This is a genomic window from Bacillus pretiosus (genome assembly GCF_051294775.1).
GTDB classification, from domain to species: Bacteria; Bacillota; Bacilli; order Bacillales; family Bacillaceae_G; genus Bacillus_A; species Bacillus_A wiedmannii.
In genome coordinates this window covers 113,299-135,265 of record NZ_JBPPHF010000007.1, presented here as the reverse complement: position 1 = coordinate 135,265, position 21,967 = coordinate 113,299, and the positions used below count along the sequence as shown (strand labels likewise).

21 protein-coding genes, 3 pseudogenes and 1 riboswitch are annotated in these 21,967 nt (G+C 34.9%); of the genes and pseudogenes, 13 read left to right on the top strand and 11 right to left on the bottom strand.

Annotated features, from left to right (window positions below; all coding sequences use genetic code 11):
• Positions 1 to 2 precede the first annotated feature (2 nt).
• The 3 genes from ACSG5Z_RS26125 to ACSG5Z_RS26115 are packed head-to-tail and all read right to left on the bottom strand — an operon-like array spanning position 3 to position 3,013.
• Positions 3 to 1,010, bottom strand: coding sequence for a FecCD family ABC transporter permease (locus ACSG5Z_RS26125; protein ID WP_435712519.1), 1,008 nt, complete (start codon positions 1,008 to 1,010; stop codon positions 3 to 5).
• A complete protein-coding gene (locus tag ACSG5Z_RS26120) occupies positions 1,007 to 2,047 on the bottom strand; it encodes a FecCD family ABC transporter permease (protein ID WP_435712518.1) in 1,041 nt (346 codons plus the stop codon). The genes ACSG5Z_RS26125 and ACSG5Z_RS26120 overlap by 4 nt, the downstream gene beginning before the upstream one ends.
• A gap of 48 nt (positions 2,048 to 2,095) precedes the next feature.
• Entirely contained in the window at positions 2,096 to 3,013 is a 918-nt protein-coding gene (locus tag ACSG5Z_RS26115) for an iron-hydroxamate ABC transporter substrate-binding protein (RefSeq protein WP_000732569.1), read from the bottom strand.
• A gap of 331 nt (positions 3,014 to 3,344) precedes the next feature.
• On the opposite strand from ACSG5Z_RS26115, the gene ACSG5Z_RS26110 reads away from it, so the two are divergent.
• Complete coding sequence (locus ACSG5Z_RS26110; RefSeq protein ID WP_001070939.1) at positions 3,345 to 4,394, top strand: NAD(P)/FAD-dependent oxidoreductase; 1,050 nt, start codon at positions 3,345 to 3,347, stop codon at positions 4,392 to 4,394.
• A 258-nt stretch (positions 4,395 to 4,652) separates the two neighbouring features.
• Here the strand turns inward: ACSG5Z_RS26110 and ACSG5Z_RS26105 are convergent, their stop codons facing one another.
• Entirely contained in the window at positions 4,653 to 5,021 is a 369-nt protein-coding gene (locus ACSG5Z_RS26105) for a hypothetical protein (RefSeq protein ID WP_046953739.1), read from the bottom strand.
• A 179-nt stretch (positions 5,022 to 5,200) separates the two neighbouring features.
• On the opposite strand from ACSG5Z_RS26105, the gene ACSG5Z_RS26100 reads away from it, so the two are divergent.
• The 7 genes and pseudogenes from ACSG5Z_RS26100 (at position 5,201) to ACSG5Z_RS26070 (ending at position 9,977) form a co-directional block, all read left to right on the top strand.
• On the top strand, positions 5,201 to 5,440 hold the full coding sequence (locus ACSG5Z_RS26100; RefSeq protein ID WP_002006755.1) for a helix-turn-helix domain-containing protein: 240 nt from the start codon (positions 5,201 to 5,203) through the stop codon (positions 5,438 to 5,440).
• A 235-nt stretch (positions 5,441 to 5,675) separates the two neighbouring features.
• Positions 5,676 to 6,197 carry a spore coat protein gene (locus ACSG5Z_RS26095; protein WP_435712517.1) on the top strand — a complete coding sequence of 174 codons (522 nt, stop codon included), beginning with the start codon at positions 5,676 to 5,678 and terminating at the stop codon, positions 6,195 to 6,197.
• Positions 6,198 to 6,217: 20 nt separating this feature from the next.
• Positions 6,218 to 6,667 carry a spore coat protein gene (locus tag ACSG5Z_RS26090; RefSeq protein ID WP_435712516.1) on the top strand — a complete coding sequence of 150 codons (450 nt, stop codon included), beginning with the start codon at positions 6,218 to 6,220 and terminating at the stop codon, positions 6,665 to 6,667.
• A 163-nt stretch (positions 6,668 to 6,830) separates the two neighbouring features.
• Positions 6,831 to 7,499, top strand: coding sequence for a YwrJ family protein (locus tag ACSG5Z_RS26085; protein WP_001004279.1), 669 nt, complete (start codon positions 6,831 to 6,833; stop codon positions 7,497 to 7,499).
• Positions 7,500 to 7,735: 236 nt separating this feature from the next.
• Positions 7,736 to 9,001 (top strand): S-adenosylmethionine decarboxylase related protein, encoded by a 1,266-nt coding sequence (locus ACSG5Z_RS26080; protein ID WP_435712515.1) that lies wholly within the window; start codon positions 7,736 to 7,738, stop codon positions 8,999 to 9,001.
• A gap of 209 nt (positions 9,002 to 9,210) precedes the next feature.
• Positions 9,211 to 9,372: pseudogene (locus ACSG5Z_RS26075) on the top strand (ATP-binding protein); the annotation flags it as partial.
• A gap of 224 nt (positions 9,373 to 9,596) precedes the next feature.
• Complete coding sequence (locus tag ACSG5Z_RS26070) at positions 9,597 to 9,977, top strand: hypothetical protein (protein ID WP_000424111.1); 381 nt, start codon at positions 9,597 to 9,599, stop codon at positions 9,975 to 9,977.
• Positions 9,978 to 10,004: 27 nt separating this feature from the next.
• Here the strand turns inward: ACSG5Z_RS26070 and ACSG5Z_RS26065 are convergent, their stop codons facing one another.
• Entirely contained in the window at positions 10,005 to 10,637 is a 633-nt protein-coding gene (locus ACSG5Z_RS26065) for a cyclase family protein (protein ID WP_435712514.1), read from the bottom strand.
• An 84-nt stretch (positions 10,638 to 10,721) separates the two neighbouring features.
• Positions 10,722 to 10,834: riboswitch (SAM riboswitch) on the bottom strand.
• A gap of 149 nt (positions 10,835 to 10,983) precedes the next feature.
• Between ACSG5Z_RS26065 and ACSG5Z_RS26060 the strand changes: the two genes are divergently transcribed.
• Both ACSG5Z_RS26060 and ACSG5Z_RS26055 read left to right on the top strand, forming a co-directional pair.
• Positions 10,984 to 12,093, top strand: a complete 1,110-nt coding sequence (locus tag ACSG5Z_RS26060) for a PRK06851 family protein (protein WP_137036609.1) — start codon at positions 10,984 to 10,986, stop codon at positions 12,091 to 12,093.
• 121 nt (positions 12,094 to 12,214) lie between these two features.
• Positions 12,215 to 12,997 (top strand): nucleotidyltransferase domain-containing protein, encoded by a 783-nt coding sequence (locus ACSG5Z_RS26055; RefSeq protein WP_088609252.1) that lies wholly within the window; start codon positions 12,215 to 12,217, stop codon positions 12,995 to 12,997.
• Between the two features lie 15 nt (positions 12,998 to 13,012).
• Here ACSG5Z_RS26055 and ACSG5Z_RS26050 read toward each other — a convergent pair whose 3' ends face one another.
• Complete coding sequence (locus ACSG5Z_RS26050) at positions 13,013 to 14,314, bottom strand: MFS transporter (protein ID WP_137011734.1); 1,302 nt, start codon at positions 14,312 to 14,314, stop codon at positions 13,013 to 13,015.
• 142 nt (positions 14,315 to 14,456) lie between these two features.
• A complete protein-coding gene (locus tag ACSG5Z_RS26045; RefSeq protein WP_087982290.1) occupies positions 14,457 to 15,983 on the bottom strand; it encodes an FAD-dependent oxidoreductase in 1,527 nt (508 codons plus the stop codon).
• A gap of 580 nt (positions 15,984 to 16,563) precedes the next feature.
• On the opposite strand from ACSG5Z_RS26045, the gene desB reads away from it, so the two are divergent.
• Positions 16,564 to 17,649: a Delta(10) desaturase DesB gene (desB, locus tag ACSG5Z_RS26040; RefSeq protein ID WP_435712513.1), complete on the top strand. Its 1,086-nt coding sequence runs from the start codon at positions 16,564 to 16,566 to the stop codon at positions 17,647 to 17,649.
• Between the two features lie 52 nt (positions 17,650 to 17,701).
• Here the strand turns inward: desB and ACSG5Z_RS26035 are convergent, their stop codons facing one another.
• The 3 genes from ACSG5Z_RS26035 to ACSG5Z_RS26025 form a co-directional block, all read right to left on the bottom strand.
• Positions 17,702 to 18,394, bottom strand: coding sequence for an amino acid ABC transporter permease (locus tag ACSG5Z_RS26035; RefSeq protein WP_000461606.1), 693 nt, complete (start codon positions 18,392 to 18,394; stop codon positions 17,702 to 17,704).
• A 93-nt stretch (positions 18,395 to 18,487) separates the two neighbouring features.
• Positions 18,488 to 19,282, bottom strand: coding sequence for an ABC transporter substrate-binding protein (locus tag ACSG5Z_RS26030; RefSeq protein ID WP_098147507.1), 795 nt, complete (start codon positions 19,280 to 19,282; stop codon positions 18,488 to 18,490).
• Between the two features lie 121 nt (positions 19,283 to 19,403).
• Entirely contained in the window at positions 19,404 to 20,126 is a 723-nt protein-coding gene (locus ACSG5Z_RS26025; protein WP_098147510.1) for an amino acid ABC transporter ATP-binding protein, read from the bottom strand.
• Between the two features lie 179 nt (positions 20,127 to 20,305).
• Here ACSG5Z_RS26025 and ACSG5Z_RS26020 point away from each other — a divergent pair.
• Together ACSG5Z_RS26020 and ACSG5Z_RS26015 are read left to right on the top strand one after the other, a co-directional pair.
• A pseudogene (locus ACSG5Z_RS26020) lies at positions 20,306 to 20,686 on the top strand (HAMP domain-containing protein); the annotation flags it as partial.
• Positions 20,678 to 21,628, top strand: a complete 951-nt coding sequence (locus tag ACSG5Z_RS26015; protein WP_435712559.1) for a methyl-accepting chemotaxis protein — start codon at positions 20,678 to 20,680, stop codon at positions 21,626 to 21,628. The pseudogene ACSG5Z_RS26020 and the gene ACSG5Z_RS26015, both read left to right, overlap by 9 nt.
• 30 nt (positions 21,629 to 21,658) lie before the next feature.
• Here ACSG5Z_RS26015 and ACSG5Z_RS26010 read toward each other — a convergent pair.
• A pseudogene (locus tag ACSG5Z_RS26010) lies at positions 21,659 to 21,841 on the bottom strand (BBE domain-containing protein); the annotation flags it as partial.
• Positions 21,842 to 21,967 lie beyond the last annotated feature (126 nt).

The following is a 21,967-nucleotide window of genomic DNA, read 5'->3' as shown; positions in this document are numbered from 1 at the left end:
CTTTATATTTTTTTCAATAACAAATACATAAAGTAAGGAGCACCAATTAAAGCAACGACAATACCTGCTGGAATGCCATTAGGTTCAACGATGTTTCGTCCAATTGTGTCTGCTAATAGCAATAGCCATCCGCCGATTAAAACGGCGATAGGCATGAAGATTTGATGTCTTGGACCCACTAAAGATTTCGCGATATGAGGAGCCATTAGCCCGATAAAGCTAATTCCTCCTGTTACGGAAACAGCTGCAGCAGCAAGCGCAACGGCTGCAATTAATAAGTATCGGCGTTCTTTTTCAATTTCAATTCCAACGCCGATTGCGACTGGCTCGTTTAATGCTAGAATGTTTAATCGATTTGCTTTATAGAAAACGAACGGAATTAATACGATTAACCACGGGAGCATTGCTAAAACGAAGATCCAGTCATCTCCCCAAATATTTCCGGCAATCCATTTTGAAATAAAGTCCACTTTCATACGATCAGCGGATGAAATAAGGACAATCATCATTCCAGATAGTGCAAATGCAAAACCGATACCAGTTAATGTTAATCGTATTGGCTGAAGCCCAGTTGATTTACTATATGAAAATACGTAAATTAGAACAGCTGTCAGAAATGCTCCGATAAATCCAACGACAGGTAGTAAGTAAAGAAATGAACCTACATCTATTGGAAAGTATAAAAAGAAAATAGCAACGGCAACACCGGCCCCAGAATTGAACCCGAGAATACCAGGTTCAGCTAAATCGTTTCGGGTAATTCCTTGCAGAATAGCCCCTGATAAAGCGAGAGCCATACCAGCTAATAATGTAATGACAATTCTAGGTAGTCTTAAAGAGTATAAAACGAACTCCTCTTTAAAGGTCCCTTGTCCCATTAATGTTGGGAGTAGTCGATCATAAGATAAAGATGCTGAACCGAGTCCCATTCCAACTACAATGGTTGTGATGATTAGTATAAGTAAAGCGAGTATAATAAGACGTTGTTTTCTTAGAATAGATTGCATCATGAGAATATTTTTCCTCCTTTACGTACAATGAATAGGAAGAATGGTAACCCTACAATTGCGACAATAGCAGCAACTGGTGTTTCGTACGGAGCGTTAATAGTACGTCCGATTGTATCTGCAAGTAGCATAAAGGAAGCTCCAGCAATTGCTGACATCGGTATAACAAATCGGTAATCTGGACCGACAATTGGGCGTACCATATGAGGCACCATTAAACCGATAAATGCCATATTTCCGACAAGCGCTACAGACGCACCTGCAAGTAAGATAATAATGATAAATAGAATGGTTTTAATAACAATAATTTTTTGACCTAGTCCAATAGCGACTTCTTCACTGAAACTAAGAACCGTCAATTTTTTTGCTAGTAAGATAGCGATAAAGATACTAATTGAAATGACTGGAATAATAATTTTTAATTGGTCCCAAGTTGTTCCAATTACGCCCCCAGCAGTCCAAAGTGATACCTCTTGTGAAATTTTAAAGTAAATGCCAACGCCTTCTGAAATTGCAAGCAGAAATGCTGAAACGGCAGCACCAGCTAATACAATTCGAAGAGGAGAGAGCCCACCTTTTTTCACCATGCCAATGCCAAATACCATAATTGCGCCAATTGCAGCACCGATAAAGCAAGCAAATGTTAAGTAAAGATAGCTGATGGAAGGGTGGAAGGCTATCGTTAACGCAAGTGCAGCATTTGCTCCACCAGCTAATCCTAATAATCCAGGATCTGCAAGTGGATTTCGTGTTAACCCTTGCATAATTGCTCCAGAAACAGCAAGTCCAGCTCCTACAAAAATAGCAGCAACTTCACGTGGCAAACGAATTTCGCGAATAATAGATAGTTTGTCCCCTTTAGCGGAGGAAGTGAGTGCTAACCATACATCTTTTATTGAAGTATCTGCAGCCCCTAATACCATTGCCACCATAAAAATAAGAAAGAATGCAATTATACTCAAAATGAGTTTGTACGTAAAAGCTATAGAACGTGGATTATCGTGATCTTTTGTCATTCGTTTCACATCTTTTCTGTTCATAGAATAAAGGAAGAGGAATTCTTAAATTAAGAATTCCTCATGTTTGTATTATTTACCAAGAAAGCTCTTCTTGAAGAAGTCTAGTTGGAAATCTAATGTAAGTGGATCATTGAAATAGAATTCCATCATGTTTGCTTCATATACGCGATTATTTTTTACTGCTGGGATGTTTTTATATGATTCTGTCTCTTGGAATGAGTTATCAGTATCTTTGTTTTTACTTACGATTAAGTAATCACCAGCAAACTCAGGTAATACCTCAGTAGATAATGCGTAGTAACCTTCTTTTAATGCTTTTTCTTTTACTTTTTCAGGCATTTTTAATTTCATTTCTTGGTACAGAATTTCTGTTCCACGGCCCCAGTTCTCGCCGTATACATAAAGCTGTTTGTTGAAGTTTTCTACAACAGAAACTGTTGCATCTTCACCGATTTTTGCTTTAATTTCTTTACCAGCGTCTTGTGCACGTTTCTTGAAGTCATCAACCCAAGTTTTTGCTTCTTTTTCTTTGTTTAATAACTTACCGATTTCTAAATGCTGTGTTAAGTAATCAACTTTTCCGTAAGTGTATGTTACAGTAGGAGCAATCTTCTTTAACTTATCAACATTTTTAATATTTGATAAACCAATGATTAAATCTGGATTTAGTTCAGCGATTTTTTCAACATTTTCATCTGATACTTCAGCAACATCTTTAAGTTTGCTATCAAAGCGTGGGTTTTGTTTAGACCATGAATCTACCCCAACAAGATTTACATCTAATGACATTACGTTACCAGCGAATGATGATAAAACAACAACGCGTTTTGGATTTGCAGGAACTTCTACTTTACCATTTTCAGATTGGTATGTAATTGTTTCTGATTTACTACCTTTTGCATCGTTCTTTTTGTCTGTAGAGCCATTGCTACAAGCGCTCATAACAAGAACGAAAAGAACTGTTAGTGAAATAAATAACTTTTTCATTGTCTTTCTCCTTTAACATAGATGATATGTGTATATAATAATTTGTTTAACTGCAATCTGTTTGAAAGAGTAGTGGTAATACAAAATACTTATTAAAAATCTTGAATATGAGATTTTACAATATAGTATTAACCATATTAGTGAAAGAAGATGTAATCTCAAATTTGCTAATTATTAACAAATTGATAATGATTATCACTATTGATTCTTTAAATAATATAATTTTATATAGGTGTATTGTCAATAGTAATTTTGATTGTAAATTTTGCGGAAACAGGTTATATTTTATTGAGAATGATAATCAACGACTGGTAGCTGAGGAGTGACACGAATGAATCAAGAAGAATTGTTTGATGTAACTGTGATAGGCGGAGGACCTGCAGGGCTTTATTCAGCTTTTTATAGTGGACTCAGAGAGATGAAAACGAAAATAATAGAATTTCAACCACAGTTAGGTGGAAAAATACATGTTTATCCAGAGAAGATGATTTGGGATGTAGGAGGGCTGCTGCCAGTTACAGGTGATAAATTAATTGAACAACTTGTACAGCAAGGGCTAACATTTAAGCCAGAAGTGGTATTAAATACAAAAGTAGAATCGATTATTCGTAACGAAGATGGCACTTTTACGTTAAAAGCAAGCACTGGAGAAGAACATTTTTCAAAAACAGTTATCGTCGCAACTGGAAGTGGTATATTGAAACCTCAAAAGTTATCAATTGAAGGTGCTGAGCGATTTGAAGTATCTAATTTAAATTATACAGTGAAATCTTTAAAGCGTTTCAAAGGTAAGACGGTCATTATTTCCGGCGGAGGAAATTCTGCTGTTGATTGGGCAAATGAATTAGAACCAATTGCGAAAAAAGTGTATGTAACATATAGAAAAGAAGAATTATCTGGTCATGAAGCACAAGTAAAACAACTGCTGAACAGCTCGGCGGAGTGTTTCTTTAATACATCGATTACAAAACTCATTGCTGGTGATAATCATGAAGCGATCGAATATGTAGAATTAACGAATCATGAAACAAGTGAAATTTCACATTTACCTATTGATGAAGTGATTATTAACCATGGATATGAACGTGACATTACGTTATTAGAAAATAGTGAGTTAGACGTTGCAATTATAGATAATTATTATATTGCAGGTAATGCGAATAGTGAGTCCTCTGTAGACGGATTATATGCTGCGGGAGATATTTTAAAGCACGAAGGGAAATTACACTTAATTGCGGGAGCATTCCAAGATGCTGGAAATGCTGTAAATAAAGCGAAACAATTTATTCAACCTGATGCAAGTGAGTACGGAATGGTTTCTTCGCATAATGAAGTATTTAAGAAGAGAAATCGTGAATTGATCAAGCAGATGATGAAATAATAAAGTTAAACTGTAATCAGTGGGGCTATTCTCAGCTGAGTATGGCCGCGCACTAATAGCGGGATAAAGAAACAAGTAACCCCCATTTACTTCTCTTCTCGAGTGACGAGAGAGGTAAATGGGGGTTTTCCTGTTTACTATATTTTCAATCATTGTAATGACACCGGTTTCATCAGTTCATGTGATATGAACGTTTTATTTGTAAATCTTCCTAGAAAACAATGAATCTATGTTTTACTGCCGCAGAACAGTATTACATTATGCTGTCCCTTTAGCTCGTTCGTTAGGAAATGGCATATTTAATATAGAGGCAATGTACTGTTTTCCATGCATTCGAGCTAATGATTCTAATATTTGACGGACGCGTTTTGTAAGATGTCCTTGTTCCTTTATAGCTTCACAATATGCGTCATAGAAAGCGTATTTAGCCCAAAGGAAATCATCTTGTTGGAATAAAAAATGATTTTTGTACCATTCCCCAATTGTATGGTAACAATTGTTTTCATGTATTGCTGCGCTTTGAGAAAGAATACGATCAGATAAAGATGTAGTTAAATGAGAAATTGTGTTTTCTGTTTCAAATTGTAATGTTTTTTCTAACATTGTAATGATGTGACGAGTAGCCATATGTTAACTCTCCTTTGTGTAAATGGGTAATACCATTCTATATTTAAAAAATCCTTACTATATTATTATACAATATATGGAATGCATCCACCTTCTTTTTAAATTGCATTTACAAAATCTTTTTTATTTGTTTACAAAAATAAAGTAAGATACAGTATATATGAAAAAATAATAAAGGAATGAACGCGTTGTATATAACAGTAGAAGAAGCTGCGGAGTATTTGAATTTACCAAAGTCGTATATTGAAGAGCTAATTCAGCAAAAGAAAATTCGTGCACTATTTGATGGAGAGCAATATTTATTAAATAAAGAACAATTCAATACACATTTAGAACAAATGGAGAAATATAAGCAATTAGTGGAAGATATATTGAACGAACCAATTCCAGAAGATATGGATGTTAAAGACGAAGATTAAACTATGGGAAATCCCGTATGAAGATATGCAGAAATGTATCTTCATACGGGATTTTTTGTTTAAAGATATTAAAAGCCTAAGGAGCGTTTAGCATTTCTTCGAATTTTGATAGGTAGTAGTCTACCATGTTAAAAGCATATTTTTTTCTAGCTAGGACAAACATAGAGAACGTAACCTGTACAGATACATATACTATCAGTGCAAATGCTTATAAATTAATGGAAGGGGTTTTCTCGTGAGTTTATTTCATTGTGATTTTTTGAAAGACTTAATTGGATCTTTTGTGAGAGTAAACAGGGGTGGTCCAGAATCTCAAAAAGGAACAATAATATCAGTATGTCCGGACTACTTCGTATTGCAGAATGAAAAAGGTGAGCTTTATTACTATCAACTTAGTCATCTAAAAAGTATTACAAAAAATGCGAAAGACTGTGGATCAAGTGATTGCGATTGGGAAGATTGTGCATGTGCAGAAGACTTTAAAGCGCTACTTCAAAGCTTCAAATATTGCTGGGTGAAAATTAATCGCGGTGGTCCAGAGAAAGTAGAGGGCATCTTACAAGATGTTTCGTGTGATTTCGTGACATTGATCGTAAAAGAAGAAATTATATTAGTTGCAATAAAGCATATTAAAAGCGTTAACTATAATGCATTAGCATGCGGAGAGAGCGATGAGAGCGACGATAGTAGTAAGGAAAGTAGTAGCAATAATTCAGGTCGCGCTCGTGCACAAAGACAATCAAGTAGAGGAAGATAATAAGAAAGGGGGATACGAAATTGGAGAATGTATTATGCTGTGACCAAATTAAATGTTTAGTTGGTGAGACTGTAAAAGTAAATCTTCGTGGACCAGAGAGTCGAGTGGGGGTACTTGTATCGTTAGGAAGAGATTACCTTACATTACAACTTCCTCTTGGTGAATTAGTATATTACCAACTAAAGCATGTGAAGAGTCTAGTTAAGAAAGTGAAAGAAAGTAAATGTAGCGATTGCTATGTTTCATGTTTCTGCTCTGATGATGATACTTTTGTCGATGTATTACGTGACTTGAAGTATAAGTGGGTAAAGATTAATCGTGGCGGTCCAGAATGTGTAGAAGGTTTGTTAAGTGAGGTACACCATGACTGTATTACACTAGTAAACTGCGATGAAGTTATTTATGTAATTAAGTCTCATATTAAGAGTGTGAGCCAAGTAGTGAAATGTAAAAAGAATGAAGAAGAATAATGTTTGATAAATAAGAGGGGCATTATGGTTGAAGGTGAAGAACGATTTCTTATTTCGGATAGTATGAAAAGGAAGTCTTTACTATTAAGACGGAACATTGCCCCTGATTATTTTTTTGAATGGAGAATAGGGAAGCAAAAAATTTATAGGAAGGAGGATATAGATGAATGAGTTAAACAAAAGTATTGGAGAAAATATATATGTTAAACTAATCGGTGAAAAAAGATTTAAAGGTGTATTAATAGACGTAGGAAATGATATTGTTGTTCTTTACAATGGACAAGACTACGTATATATATCTTTATACCATGTACAATATTATAAATTTTTAAGACCATATGATGAGGAAATATCAAAACCAGATGTTGACTCTGTAATTAAGAGGGAATCGCCTTCTATTTCTTTAAGAAAAGTATTAAGCACTTCTAAAGGGATTTTTACAGAGGTTTATGTAGCAGGAAATGCTCCAATACATGGTTATGTTACAAGCGTAATGAACGATTATATTGTTTTTTATAGTCCAGTTTATAAAACAGTATATATATCTTTAAAGCATTTGAAATGGTTAATTCCGTATAAAGAAAACCAAGTCCCGTACGCCCTCAATAAAAATGAACTCCCCGTGAATCCATTAAATATTACGTTAGCTAGAACATTCGAAGAACAGCTTATTAAAATGTCCGGCAAAATCATGGTGTTCGATTTAGGTGAGGAATCTAATAAAATCGGAAAGATGGCAAAGATTGATGAAGGGCATATTGAAATATTAAAAGCACGTGATGCAAAAATGTATGTGAATATTCAACATGTGAAATCTGTCCATTGTCCGTAATCTAGTTGAAAGGGCTGGCTTTTTCTTTTATATGCAGAAGAAAAGGTCGAGCCTATTTGTTTAGCTCGATTTGAATATGAGAGGGAAAATGAATTGAATATAAATGTGTTAGTGTGACCTTTGAAGAGGAAATCTTGTGCAAAATTATAAAAAATATGTACGAGCCATTTTTTATATATTCAATTTATTTTTTTGTGGGAGAACTGCTCAACTAATATATTAAAGGGGTTTTGTTTGTGGAGCAGTTTCCAAATTCGTTATCGATTACATTACTTGGTAGTGCTGGTGGAGCAGCAAAAGCAGTTTTAGCAATTTTAAATCAAGCGATAGCAAATGAAAAAGACCCGATTTATGAAGCGATAAAGAATGTTACATTTCATTTGGTTGACATAAAACAAAAAGATAGGGCTTATTATGGTGAGTTGTTTCCAAATTTGAAAGATCAATTGTTTTTATATGAAATTGACCTTCAAGATGTAGTGAAATTCAAACAACATTTGAAAGAAAAAAGCACGGGTGTTGTTATTGATGTTTCGGGGGCAGATACAATCAGAGTATTAAGTTGTTGTAATGAACTTGGAATTTGTTATATTAATTCAGCTTTGGAAAATGAGGAAGTAGATCAGGACGATAGTTTAATCGGTTTTCAGCTTACGGAAAGATATACGAGGTTTGAGAAGGAGAAAGAGAAATTTACAAATACAAAAGCAATTATAGGCTCAGGTATGAATCCAGGTGTTGTTCAATGGATGGTTGTTGAACTTATGAAGGAACGTCCAAAGGAAAAGCCAAGGGCATGTTATATAGTAGAACATGATACGTCATTTTTAAATGATGCAGCACTTATAAAGCCTTATACACTTTATGCTTCATGGGCAGTAGAGCGATTTCTAGATGAAGCGATATGGAGTTATCCGATGTATATGAGTCATCATCGTCCTCTTTATTTTTATGAAGATGTATATGCTTCAGAGTATAAAGTAAAGTTAGGAGAGAAAGAGTTTTATGGCTGTTTAATGCCACATGAGGAAGTTTTAATTTTAGGAAAAAACTTCAATATGGAAGTGGGTTTTCTTTACCGAATTAATGAGTATACGACTAATGTAATTAGACAGAACTTAGATCAAGTAGAAGATTTATGGAGTTGGAATCGTAAAGTATTTAATCCAGCCGAAGAAGAGATTGCGGGCGAGGATCTAGTAGGTGTATTACTCGTTTATGAAAATAGTGAGACATATATGTATAACGTGATGAATAGCAGTCAAGTTTTTCATAAATATAAAACGAATGCGACTTACTTCCAAGTAGGATGCGGAATTTATGCTGGCTTGTGTAGTTTACTGTTCGATAACTTTAAACAAGGTGCCTATTATGTAGAGGAATTATTATTAAATACAGAGAGTAAGTACGGAGAATATTTGAATTTATATATGAAGGATTTTGTAGTGGGCGGAAATGACTTTACGGATGGATTGCTACATGATCGGGTAAGATGGATATAAGTTGCGACGAAAAGGAAGGGGAAATCTCCTTCCTTTTCGTATGATAAGGTTACATCTTACTCTGAAAGCAATTTCATACTTATAATTTAAGGAGATAACATGTAGAGCTTTTGTATTGAGTATGAGGAATGTTTATATGAACAAATTTAAAAGCTTGATATATGAGGAAAGAGAAGCTTTTAAAGTATTTAAAAAAATTAACGGATTTGTTAGAGAAAATCGGTAAAGCTTTTTACAAAACAAAGGAGAATGGTACGGGACTGGGGTTAATGATTACATATAAAATCATTGAGGAACATCAAGGAAGTATCGCGATTCAAAGTAGCATGGGGATAGGAACGAAAGAGAAAATTTTTTTACCGACAGCATAATGTGCTAGAGAAAAATATTTTTCAGAAAAGTGTTCTTGTTGTGTAAATATAAACATTTTATAAAATGTTTCAAGAAGGGTTTTTTTTATAAAATACTTCGTTTATAATGGAGGAAAATATCGACATGAGATTTGTTATTCATGTAACGGTTCGGTAGTGTTAGAGAAAGAAGGGGTGCACGCGCATCCTTTTTTCTATGCAGATATTATGAAAGAGGTGGTATGATGGAATTAACATTAAATTCGACTGTATGTTTACACACGATTCAATTTCGAAAAGAGCAAAAGAATTATATTGTAAAAGATACAATTACAGGAGAAAAATATGAAATGCCGCCACTTTGGATTGATGCATTGGCAATGATGCGTGACGGTTTTTTATTGGGGGAAATTGAGGAGAAATTAAAAGAAGAGTATCCAGACGAAGAAATAAATATGTTAGCATTTACGAGGCAACTGTTAGAGCTAGAGCTTGTCGGAATGGTAGATGGCGAAGAAATAGCTTGTACAAAGAAGAAAGAGAAAGATTATTTAGCTTGGTTACGTCCTCGTGTTGAGCAATTCTTTCTTAGTTTAAATAAAAAAAATAGAAGCAAAGGTCAATGATGATCTTTGCTTTTTTGTATAGTTTGTTTAAAAAATTACAGCGAATGCCCTTGCGAAAGCACCGTCGCTATCTTTAATTTTTAAAGGTACCGCTGAGAAAAAGAAACGTTTCGTGTTAATTGCATCTAAGTTTGTTAAGTTTTCGATTAAATAAATATTATTCCCAAGTAGTATGTGATGAATTGGCGATGTTTCTGTCGTTACCTCATCAGGAGAGATGAAATCTAAACCGACAGATTTTACTTTTAATTGAACGAGTTCTTCAGCTAATTCTTCAGAAAGATAAAAAGCTTCTTTCTCATATGCTTCTGTATTCCATTTCGTAGATAGATTGGAATGGAAAATGACAATATCACCTTCTTTTATGTCAGCGTTGTGTAATACTTCTTTAGGTAGTTTTCGTTCTTGTACATGAGTTACATCAATAAGAGCAGCTTCGCCTACAAATTGATCTAGGGGTAATTGATCAATAGTCGTTGCGCCTGAAATGAAATGAGCAGGAGCATCACAATGCGTGCCAACATGAACGACAGAATGAAAATCTGTAACTTGATAGCCTGTCTCTTCAACGCTTGTAATGGCTCCTAAATTGATTTTTGGTGTTCCAGGGAATTGGGACATATTGTTTTCAAATGTTTGTGATAGGTCAATTACTTTCATTTTAAATACCTCCAATATATGTTTTGAAATAAAAAAACTCACCTTTCATAATCAAGAAAGATGAGTTTTGTACACAATAGTTACGTTTTATCTTTCAAAATGCAATGCATTTTGCAGGAATTAGCACCTATTCAGTTTGTATAAACTGAGGTTGCTGGGCGTCAAAGGGCCGGTCCCTCTGCCTCTCTTGATAAAGACATATTAAGTTTTTGTTTCTGAATATTCACTACTTTTAAATTGTAATTCATTTCCTTTTTTCATGCAATACAAAATAGGTATTCACCCAAATAAAGTTGCTCGCATATTGTAGCTTATGTAAATAGAATGCTGCGAAGGAGTGAGTGCAGTGACAGGGAATGTATTGAATTATTACGCTGGTGGAAATACAGCTAGAGGATTTCATAATTTATACGACGAGAATTTAAAAGGGCTAAACAGGTTATTTATTTTAAAGGGTGGTCCTGGAACCGGGAAATCTTCTTTAATCAAAGCAATAGGCCGTGAGTGGGTTGAAAAAGGATATGATATTGAATTTTTACACTGTTCTTCTGATAATAAATCGGTTGATGGTGTAATTATCCCGAAGTTAAAAGCAGGAATTGTTGATGGAACATCACCGCATGTTATTGAGCCGAAAATGCCAGGAGTTGTCGAAGAGTATATTAATTTAGGGGTTGCTTGGGACTCAGATAAATTAAGAAAGCAGAAGGTGGAAATTGAACGATTTGTTTCAGAAGCAAGCAAGGCTTTTCAAACTGCTTACGCTTGTTTTAACGAGGCACTAGTTATACATGACGAGTGGGAGAAAATATATATTAATAATATTGATTTTAATAAAGCAAATGAACTAACTGATCAGCTGATTCAGAAGTTATTTACAGATAAAGGCGGGAAACAATCGCTTGTGAAACATCGGTTTTTAGGGGCAGCTACACCGAAAGGAGCAGTTGATTTTGTTCCTAATTTAACAGAGGGATTACCACATCGTTATTTTATAAAAGGACGCCCAGGATCTGGGAAATCAACAATGCTTAAAAAATTAGCTAAGGCAGCAGAAGAAAAAGGATTTGAAGTTGAAGTATATCATTGTGGATTTGATCCAAATAGTCTTGATATGGTTATCGTAAGAGAATTAGGGTTTGCAATTTTTGATAGCACCGCACCACATGAATATTTTCCGAGCCGCGAAGGTGATGAAATTATAGATATGTATGCCTTGATTGTGACACCAGGGACAGATGAGAAGTATGCGACAGAAATTCGTGACGTGTCGATTCAATATAAAGCAAAAATGAATGAGGCGATGTCTTTCTTAGCGAAAGCGAAATCAGTTCGTGATAAATTAGAACGAATATATATTGCTGCTATGGATTTTTCAAAAGTAGATGCATATAAAGAGGAGATTCAAAAAGAGTTTGAACGAATTGCGGTTAGTGTAAAAGAAAAGAACAAGTAAAAAATAAAGGATTTTGGTAGGCTGTCGGGAATTTTCTGACAGCTATTTTAGTATGTAGTAAAATTAGGAGTATATTTGTCGAATTTCCAAGGAAATAATCAAAAAATGGAGAGGGTATGAAATGAGAGAGAAAATTAGAGTGGAGTTAGCAAGAATTGAACAAGAGAATGATGTGAAAATTTTATTTGCAGTGGAATCAGGGAGTCGTGCTTGGGGATTTCCATCGAAAGATAGTGATTATGATGTTAGATTTGTTTATATGCATCCGGTAGAGTGGTATTTATCAATTCATGATAAACGAGATGTAATTGAGTATCCGATTAGTGATGATTTAGATATAAGCGGGTGGGATATTAAAAAGGCGTTACAGTTATTCGCAAAGTCAAACCCAGCTTTACTCGAATGGATTCGATCACCGATTTTCTATTCGAAAAACTCTCATTTTCCAGAACAGCTTCAGCAAATGAGTGATAAGCACTTTGATCCAAAAGCAACGATATATCATTACTTACATATGGCTTCAAAAAATTATCGTGAATTTTTGCAAGGTGAGGACGTAAAATTGAAAAAATACTTTTATGTATTGCGTCCGATTTTAGCTTGTAAGTGGCTAGAGGAGAAAACAACTTTACCACCTGTAGAATTCGATCGATTGATTACAGAATTATCGTTAGAACGTAGCGTATTAGATGAAATTGAACAGTTGTTAATAAAGAAAAAGGCAGGTACTGAATTAGATGTTGGATTAAAAATTGAGGTGTTGAATCAATTTTTAGAAGAACAAATTCATTACTATCAGCAATATGTAAAAGGAATTGAAAAGGGATCAGGAATCGATATTGAGAGTTTAAATACATTGTTTCGAGATATGTTGTTTGAAGTATATGAAAAAGAGCACAAGTGAGTTTGTGCTCTTTTTTTATTTTGTAGGAATAAAGAAAACAGATATAGCTGCAAGAAGACCCGCGAATGAGAATAAGTAAAAATTCCATGCTAAGTCATATTGCATTGTCATAATAATACCGACAAGAATAGGACCAGCAATCGCACCAACTCGGCCAAGTCCAAGTCCCCAGCCTAAGGAGGTAGCTCGGATATGGGATGGGAAGTATTGTGTTACATATGCATTTAATATTTGAGTAATACCGACTGATCCAATTCCAGCAAGGCCGATTAAAAGATAAATGATTGTAACAGATGGTTTAATTGTTAATAGTCCAATACATATAGCTGCCATAAGATAGGAGATGCTAATAACAATTTTAGCCCCTATACGATCCGCGATTGCTCCAGCAAATAATGCACCGATAGCGGCAGTAATATTTAGCATAAGTAAAAATGATAGACTAGATCCAAGAGGGTATCCTGCTTGGCGCATCATCTGCGGTAACCAAGTGTTTAAACCGTATATTAAAAACATTCCCATTATATAAGTAATCCAAAAAAGCAGCGTCGCTTTTATGTACTCTTTTGAGAATAACGTAAGAAATCCATTTTTCTTTCGTATATTAGGTGGGGCTTGATGAGTTTCCTCTTTTGCATTGAATTCAATTTGAAAACGATTAAGGATTTGTTCCACTTCTTCTTGTCGATTACGTGATAACAAAAATTGAATGGATTCAGGTAAATAACGAATGATGAAAGGAATGAGGAGTAGTGGAATCATTCCGATGCCAAACATAATTCTCCATCCGAAATCTTCTAACATAAACATAGACAAAATAGCACCTAACACGATACCTAAAGGATAGCCAGTAAACATAAGAGCATAAATAAAAGATTGTCGCTTTTTTGGTGAATATTCAACAGTAAGTGCTGAAGCTGTTGGAATAACACCGCCTAATCCGATTCCTCCGATAAATCGAGATAAACCAAATAATTCAGGGGAAGGAGCAAGTGCAGCAAGGCCCATTGTGATGGAGAAAAGTGCTAAACAGCATATAAGCGTCCATTTTCGTCCAATTAGATCTGTAATGGTTCCAACTAGAATAGCGCCAATAAACATCCCAAATAAAGCATAGCTAGCAATTGTACCAGCGTGTGCCGGTGAAAGTGCCCAGCTTTTGTCTTCTAGGAGCTTTGGCAGAACGGCACCGTAAATACCTAAATCATATCCATCAGCTAGAATGGCTAGCCAACAAATAAAAACAACAAGTTTTGTAATAGAGCTTGAAAAGATAATTTTTGTAGATTCTAGATGAGGTGGAGCTGAAGTTTGCATAGTATTCCCTCCTTTTATTTATAGATAAATATATTATTTTATTTGATGTTAATATTTCCCTTCTTATGTCGAAGTTTATCTGAAAAGGTTTTATAACAAATAAAGAAGTTCAACAGGAATCCTGTTGAACTTCTTTATTTGTTTACTCATGATCAACTCGTTTTAACGGTTGATCTGCTGGACCTTCCATAACATCTCCCTCAATTGAAAAGCGGGAACCATGGCAAGGGCAGTCCCAAGTACAATCACCATTATTCCATTCAACTTCGCAGCCGAGATGTGTACAAGTTGTATCGACAATATGTAATTTCCCATCTTTGTCCTTATAAGCACCTGCTCGTTTCCCATTAACATGTACGACAGATCCTTCACCAACTTCGAGATCTTCTGGCTTACGTAATGCGGTTTCAATCTTTCCTTCAATTAAATGTTTCGCAACATCAATGTTCTGGGAGAGGAATGTTTTTATATCTGGATTTGCATGGAAGCGTGATGGTGCATACAGTTCCTTATAGGGATTATGGACTTTTAGAATGGAGTCCTTCAGTAAATGAGCGGCAGCAGTTCCAGTTGTCATTCCCCATTTACGATATCCAGTTGCAACAAATATATTTGGATTTCTTTCGTTAATATGTCCGATATAAGGAAGCTTATCTAGCGTGATTAAATCTTGTGCTGACCATCTATAGGGAACTTCATCTACTCCAAACGTTGCTTCCGCAAAAGAATACAGTGCTTCGTAATGAAGCATCGTGTTTATTCCTTGTCCTGTTTTATGACTTTCTCCGCCAATTAAAATTAATTGTTCTCCATTGTTTGTTGTATAGCGTAAGGAGCGTTTTGGATCATCAATACTTAAATACATGCCACCTGGATAATCTGTTTTTGCTTTAATGGCAAGAGCATAAGAGCGTTCTGCGTACATTCGCGTAAAGAAAAAGCTATTCGCATCATAAAAAGGAAAATGTGAACAAGAGACAACATATTCACAAGTGATGCGATGTCCGCTCTTTGTAATGACTTGTGGATAATCACCCTTTTCCACATCAATAGCTGTTGTTTGTTCATAAACTTTTCCGCCCATCTCTACAAACTTTTCTAAAAGTGTTTTCAAATAAAGAAGGGGATGGAATTGGGCTTGATTTTTCATGACAAGTGCAGATTGTACTGGAATTGGAATCGATAGAGATTGAACATAGTCACAAGGTATATTTAATTTTTGATAGGCTTCATATTCTTTCGATAAATTTCTTAATCCATTATCAGTAGTTGTATATAAAAATGAATCTTCATTTGAGAAATTACAGTCGATTTTATATGTTTGCACAGTTTCATTAATAAATTGTAGAGCATGATTATTTGATTCATAGTAAAGCCCGGCTTTTTCCAAACCGAAATGATTTATTAATTCATCATAAATAAGATCATGTTGAGCTGTTACCTTTGCTGTTGTATGCCCAGTCGTTCCATTTAAAATAAGACCAGAATCAATTAAAACAACATCGATGCCTTCTTTCGCAAGTAAATAGGCAGTAGTAATACCTGTAATACCGGCACCGATAACGGCAACTTTTGTCTTTACATTTTCAGATAAAGGGGGAAAAGCAGGGATTTGAGTAGATTCAATCCAATAAGATAATGGGAATTGTGGAAATGTATCGCTTGTCATTATAGAAACCTCCCGATTTTAGAACAATTTTCCTTTTAATATTTCCATAAGATATGAAATTCATGTGTGCTGTTTTAGAGAGAGCCTATTTTTATTAAAAGAAAGATAAAATTATTTTAATATAATTTTGGTGTTGTCGGTATGAAGCGATAGGAGTTGTGCAAAGCTAGATTCAGGTGAGTTTATTTGTTGTTTACACAGAGAGTTCTTGAATAAGATAGAGTCTATAGTATGTCAGCATATGTATATGCATAATGGGTAAAACCTTATAAAATCTATGTTTTTTCTTTAGTGGAATAAAGTATGATTATAAAAATATAATCAACTTTTATTACTAGGTCATAAAAGTTGTTGACAATATGGAAATTCTATTGATATGATTCATCATGTGGAAAGGTTGATAGAGAGTAAAAAGAGAAATGTTTTTCATTGATAATAAAAGCGAAAAGATAAGTGACGATAGAGTGAGTATATTTTCCTTATACATAGATGCTTTTTAATCAGCTAGTAAAATCAATCTGGAAGCAAGAATTGATATATGTAAGTTGCGCAAGACGCGGCATAAGAAAGGGGCAAAAGGATGAAGGAGCTTCATACGTTTGGGTGGTATGCAGCACGTGTATCACCACATTTGCCGAAAAAAGCATTTAAACCAGTTCCTACACGTTTATTTGGTGGACTGGCTTATTTGCTTGTGGCATTGGCGGGGTTAATATCGATTGGTGTATTTGAATTGAATTTGTGGGCGAATCTAGGAATTGCGATTGTTCTTGGATTATGTTTTGCTTCACTTGGATTTTTAGGACATGAAATTTTACATGGAACTGTTGTAAGAAAAGCATGGCTTCGTGATTTTTTAGGCGCGATAGCATTTATGCCATTATCAACTGGCCCGAAGCTTTGGAGAAAGTGGCATAATGCAACGCATCATGTTCATACACAACATGAAGAAAATGATCCAGATGCATGGCCTACACTTGAGAAACTGAAAAAGAGTAAGTTTTTAAGGTGGGTATATCGCATGCCTCTTCATGTTCGTTCATTCTTTAGTTTTCTGTCACTAACCATTCAATTTACGTTACATTCGACTCGAATGTTCTTTCATTTTATAAAGGAATTTAAGTCATCCAATCAAAAATCTGTATGGCTTCAACTTCTTTTGCCTTGGACTGTTTGGATTAGTTTATTGTTTATTATGGGACCTGGAAAATGGTTATTTGCATATGTAATTCCATTGTTAATTGCTAACTTTATTGTAATGGCATATATCGCAACAAATCATCGCTTAAATCCAATTGTTCCAGTAAATGATCCGTTAGCGAACTGTTTATCAGTAACAGTGCCGCGCTGGGTAGACGTTTTACATTTCAATTTCTCATATCATACAGAACACCATTTGTTCCCTGCTATGAGCTCTAAATACTATCCGTTAGTAAAAGAGAAAATTAAAGAAATGTGGCCGGAACGCTATCATGAGATGCCAATGACAAAAGCTTTGGCAGCGCTATGGAATACACCACGTGTGTATTATCAAGGAAGTGAATTAGTGGATCCGCATAGAGAGCATTTCTATGGTTCTTTAGGAAATGGACTAGATCCTCATAATATTTCATATCGTGAGGAACATATAGAGGAAGAAGAGAGTATTAAAAAAGTAAATCAGTAAAAATTGATATATTTTGCAGTGAAAAAGCAAGCCATTTCAGGCTTGCTTTTTTTTATAAAGAGACTTCTTTTTTATTCTTTTTGCTAAATTGAACTGAATTTGTTTCTTTTCTTTGTAATCGTTTCTCTAAAAGATTAACAAAATAAGTAAATAGAAGAACAAGTACGAGGTAATATAAACCAACGATTATGTATGTATCTAATTGTTGGAAGTTACTTGCAGCAATTGATAAACCTGATCCCCATAATTCGGACAATCCTACATATGCAACGAGAGAAGAGTCCTTTAATCCAATAATAAACTGATTTCCTAAAGGAGGAAGAGATTGACGAAATGCTTGCGGTAATACAATACGGCGCATTGCTAAAGGATAAGGCATACCTAAAGAACGAGCGGCTTCCAATTGTCCACGGTCGACAGATTGAATGGAACCGCGGAAAATTTCAGTAATATATGCACCGTTATGGATTGCTAAAGCAATTGCTCCTGCCCAAAAAGGAGTGAAGACAATAATCGATGTAATACCGAAATAGAGAATGGCAATTTGAACAATTAAAGGTGTACCACGAATAATGGCGATATATACATGAGCAATACTATTTAAAATCTTATTGTTAGAGATTCGAAAAAAAGCGAATAGTAATCCAATTAGTGAACCAAGTAATAGGGATGTTAGTGTTAATTGTAATGTGACAATAGTAGCCTTTAAGAGTGTGGGATAAGTAGACATAAAAATTTCAAACATATGTGTCACCTCATATTGTATGGATTTTGGTAGGGAATGAAATACCCCACATAAAAAGTGGGGCATAATGTATGAAACATTTGACTAGCTAATTTACTTCGTTTTTTCTTCTTCACCGAGAATATTACGCCCAAACCATTTTTTACTGATCTTTTCATACGTACCATCTTTAATGATTTCATCTAAAGCTTTATTTACTTTCTCAACCATTTCTTTATCATCTTTACGAATAGCAATTCCCATTTCATCAAGATTTAATGGTTTTCCAGCTTCTTTTATATTTGATTTACCTTCTTTGATCATACGTAAACCAACCATTTGATCAGTGATTACTGCATCAATACGTCCAGGCTCTAAGTCCATAAGTGCAGTAATATCGCTGTCATATTCTGTGATTTGATCTGTATGTTTTGCAATAAGGTCTTTAAAGGTACTAGCCTTTACAACACCAATTTTCTTACCTTTCAAATCTTCTGGAGAAGAGATAGATGTATTCTTTTTAGCCACAAAAATTTGGGCACCAGAACGATAATAAGGATTTGAGAAACTAACAGCTTTTAAGCGTTCTTCTGTAATTGCCATACTGCCCAATATAGCATCATATTTTTTCGATTGTAGACCTTGAATTAGCGTTTCCCATGGATTTGTAATAGGAGTGGGTTTCATATTCATTTTTTTCGCAAGTGCCTCACCAATTTCCACATCAAAACCGGCAAGCTTTCCGTCATTTTCTTTATAGTTAAAAGGTTTATATAAGCCACTCATCGCATAACGAAATTCTTTTTTACCATTTGAAGAAGTAGTAGCACTTTCCTTACTACAGGCTCCTAGTATGAAGGATGTACATAATGTAATACTCGCAACAATGGTTAATAGTTTTCTTTTCATAAAACCCCTCCTATATATTGATCATACGGATGGTTTTAAGTATGTTACTGAGATATTTTATTTGGACAATTAGTTGTGCACCGTATGAATGTATTTCTTTTCATTTGAAACAGAAGTAACATTATAAAACGTTGCGTAAAAATTGTTTTGCTCGTTCATGTGATGGAGCTGAAAAGAATTGTGCTGGCGGAGCGTCCTCTACAATCTTTCCGTCATCCATAAATATGACGCGATCAGCTACATCTCTTGCGAAATTCATTTCATGAGTAACGATAACCATGGTCATTCCTTCTTCAGCAAGTTCTTTCATAACTTGCAATACTTCTCCAACAAGTTCAGGGTCTAAGGCTGAGGTAGGTTCATCAAATAGCATAATTTTAGGATTCATGGCAAGAGCTCGTGCAATGGCAATGCGCTGCTTTTGACCACCTGACAGGAGGTGGGGAGTTACATCTGCTTTATCTTGTAGACCGACTTTTTGCAAAAGCTGATTTCCAATCTCTTTTGCATTTGCTGTTTCTAATTTCTTTACATGAATAGGTGCTTCTATGATGTTTTCTAGTGAGGTCATATGGGGAAAGAGGTTAAAGTGTTGAAAAACCATACCGACATTTTCACGGACTTTGTTTAAATTTGAATGCTGTGGATCAATTCGTTCACCTTGTAAGTGAATTTCACCTTCATCGTACATTTCTAAAAAGTTAAGACAGCGAAGTAATGTACTTTTACCGGAACCACTGGCACCAATTAAAACAACAACTTCTTTTTCTTTTACTTGTAAATCAATTCCTTTTAAAACATCAAGTGAGCCAAATGATTTTACTAGATTTTGAACCTGAATCATACAAAACCCCCAGTCAAAATATATTTTACAAATGTTGCCCCTTATTTCTGTTATTAGTCATAAATTGTCAGAATCCTTTATTTTTTTCAGGTAATTTGATATTCAAAGAAATAATGATTTTAAAAATCCCTATATCTTTCTATAACGAAAATATGGATAATAATATATAGGTAGTACTTATGTTGCTTATAAAAAGGGGGAAAGAAGAGATGGAAAAAGAAAGGAAGACATTTTCCTTTGGCTTACGTACACAACTTATGCTATTTACTACAGTTTTAGCTTTTATTACATATTCAACAAGTATATTTTTTATTTACGTGATATACGATTATTTTCAAAGTTATGTAAGTCAAACTGTTTATAATATTATCGTTATGTTATTAGGTGTAGTATGGTCTGGAATTTTAGCGTATGGAGCAGCAATCTTTTTAATTAAACCACTTCGAAAGTTGGAGGAGGCTGCAAGGAAAGCGGCCGATGGCGATATTCGTGAAGATGTCCCGTTACCAAAAACAGATGATGAGATTAAATCTTTAAGTGTTGCATTTAATATGATGCTAGGGAACTTAAGAGGTATGGTAAAAAATATTGATACTACATTTTCGTATACAAATAATCAAGTTCAGCAAATTAGAAGGCAAACAGGGGAAGCAACAAAGCAAGCACGAGGTGTGTCTGAAACTCTTGCAGAGATTTCTTCTGGCGCCGAGCAATCAGCAGCTTCCATTCAGGCGATTGTTTCTGCTGTTGATACAACAACTTCTATTGCGAGTGAAGTAGAAGAAAAAGCAAAACAGTCTGACGAGCTGTCTTTAGAAATGGTTCAAGCTTTAGGGCAAAGTACACGAGTCTTTACTTCTTTAATTCAAGGTATTCAAACATTGGCAAAAGAAAATGAAAATTCGATGAAAAATGTACAGAAATTAGAAGAACGAATGAAACAAGTAGAACATATTGTTTCTGTTGTGAGTGAGATTGCTAGTCAAACGAATTTATTAGCACTGAATGCTTCTATTGAGGCGGCTCGTGCTGGAGAGCATGGAAGGGGCTTTGCAGTTGTAGCTGAAGAAGTACGTAAACTTGCCGATGAAAGCGATCATTCTGCACGAAATATATCGCAGTTATTACGGAATATGCAAGAAGAAGTGCAACAAGTCGCATTGAAAATGACAGAGCAAGTGAAAACGGCTAAAGAAGAGGCGAAACGTGGGGAAGCTACTGAATTAATTTTAAAAGAAATGTCATCAAGTATTATGGAAGTTGCCGATGCAACGAAGCAAATTAGTGGCTATATGAACGAACAAGTGAGTCACATTCATCAAACCGGAGCACAGACGAAGGCTGTAGCAGCAATTGCTGAGGAAACATCAGCTGGTTCACAAGAAGTAGCACGTGTGACGTTGCAACAATCTAAAAATATGGTAGTAATCGATCAATTGTTAAAGGATTTAGAAAAGCAAGCAGCAGACTTGAAACAAACAATTGAACGATTTTCAATGTAAAAAGGAAGAACAGCATTCTGTTCTTCCTTTTTACGTATGAAAGGGTGGGATACTTTGTTGAAAACGAAAAACATTGCAAGGATCATATATGGTTTTCACTTTACGCAATCTTTGAAAGTTAGGGCCGTAATAACTAGTTTGCCAATTTTTAATGTCGATATCGGGCCAATTGATAAAGCTTTCTCGTAAATCTTTAACCGAGCATATGTAACGTGCGTGGACAAGAGCAGGTGAGGAATGAGAGTTGCTTTTGTGAGAAATAAATAAAGCATAAGAATAAGGAATCTACATAGAGTTCAATGAAAACAGTTGCAAACTATTCATATTTTGTTATGATAG

Coding starts and splice junctions, on each gene's coding strand:
- ACSG5Z_RS26125 (WP_435712519.1), bottom strand. CDS start 1,010: ATGATGCAATCTATTCTAAGAAAACAACGTCTTATTATACTCGCTTTA.
- ACSG5Z_RS26120 (WP_435712518.1), bottom strand. CDS start 2,047: ATGAACAGAAAAGATGTGAAACGAATGACAAAAGATCACGATAATCCA.
- ACSG5Z_RS26115 (WP_000732569.1), bottom strand. CDS start 3,013: ATGAAAAAGTTATTTATTTCACTAACAGTTCTTTTCGTTCTTGTTATG.
- ACSG5Z_RS26110 (WP_001070939.1), top strand. CDS start 3,345: ATGAATCAAGAAGAATTGTTTGATGTAACTGTGATAGGCGGAGGACCT.
- ACSG5Z_RS26105 (WP_046953739.1), bottom strand. CDS start 5,021: ATGGCTACTCGTCACATCATTACAATGTTAGAAAAAACATTACAATTT.
- ACSG5Z_RS26100 (WP_002006755.1), top strand. CDS start 5,201: ATGAACGCGTTGTATATAACAGTAGAAGAAGCTGCGGAGTATTTGAAT.
- ACSG5Z_RS26085 (WP_001004279.1), top strand. CDS start 6,831: ATGAATGAGTTAAACAAAAGTATTGGAGAAAATATATATGTTAAACTA.
- ACSG5Z_RS26070 (WP_000424111.1), top strand. CDS start 9,597: ATGGAATTAACATTAAATTCGACTGTATGTTTACACACGATTCAATTT.
- ACSG5Z_RS26065 (WP_435712514.1), bottom strand. CDS start 10,637: ATGAAAGTAATTGACCTATCACAAACATTTGAAAACAATATGTCCCAA.
- ACSG5Z_RS26055 (WP_088609252.1), top strand. CDS start 12,215: ATGAGAGAGAAAATTAGAGTGGAGTTAGCAAGAATTGAACAAGAGAAT.
- ACSG5Z_RS26050 (WP_137011734.1), bottom strand. CDS start 14,314: ATGCAAACTTCAGCTCCACCTCATCTAGAATCTACAAAAATTATCTTT.
- ACSG5Z_RS26045 (WP_087982290.1), bottom strand. CDS start 15,983: ATGACAAGCGATACATTTCCACAATTCCCATTATCTTATTGGATTGAA.
- desB (WP_435712513.1), top strand. CDS start 16,564: ATGAAGGAGCTTCATACGTTTGGGTGGTATGCAGCACGTGTATCACCA.
- ACSG5Z_RS26035 (WP_000461606.1), bottom strand. CDS start 18,394: ATGTTTGAAATTTTTATGTCTACTTATCCCACACTCTTAAAGGCTACT.
- ACSG5Z_RS26030 (WP_098147507.1), bottom strand. CDS start 19,282: ATGAAAAGAAAACTATTAACCATTGTTGCGAGTATTACATTATGTACA.
- ACSG5Z_RS26025 (WP_098147510.1), bottom strand. CDS start 20,126: ATGATTCAGGTTCAAAATCTAGTAAAATCATTTGGCTCACTTGATGTT.
- ACSG5Z_RS26015 (WP_435712559.1), top strand. CDS start 20,678: ATGATGCTAGGGAACTTAAGAGGTATGGTAAAAAATATTGATACTACA.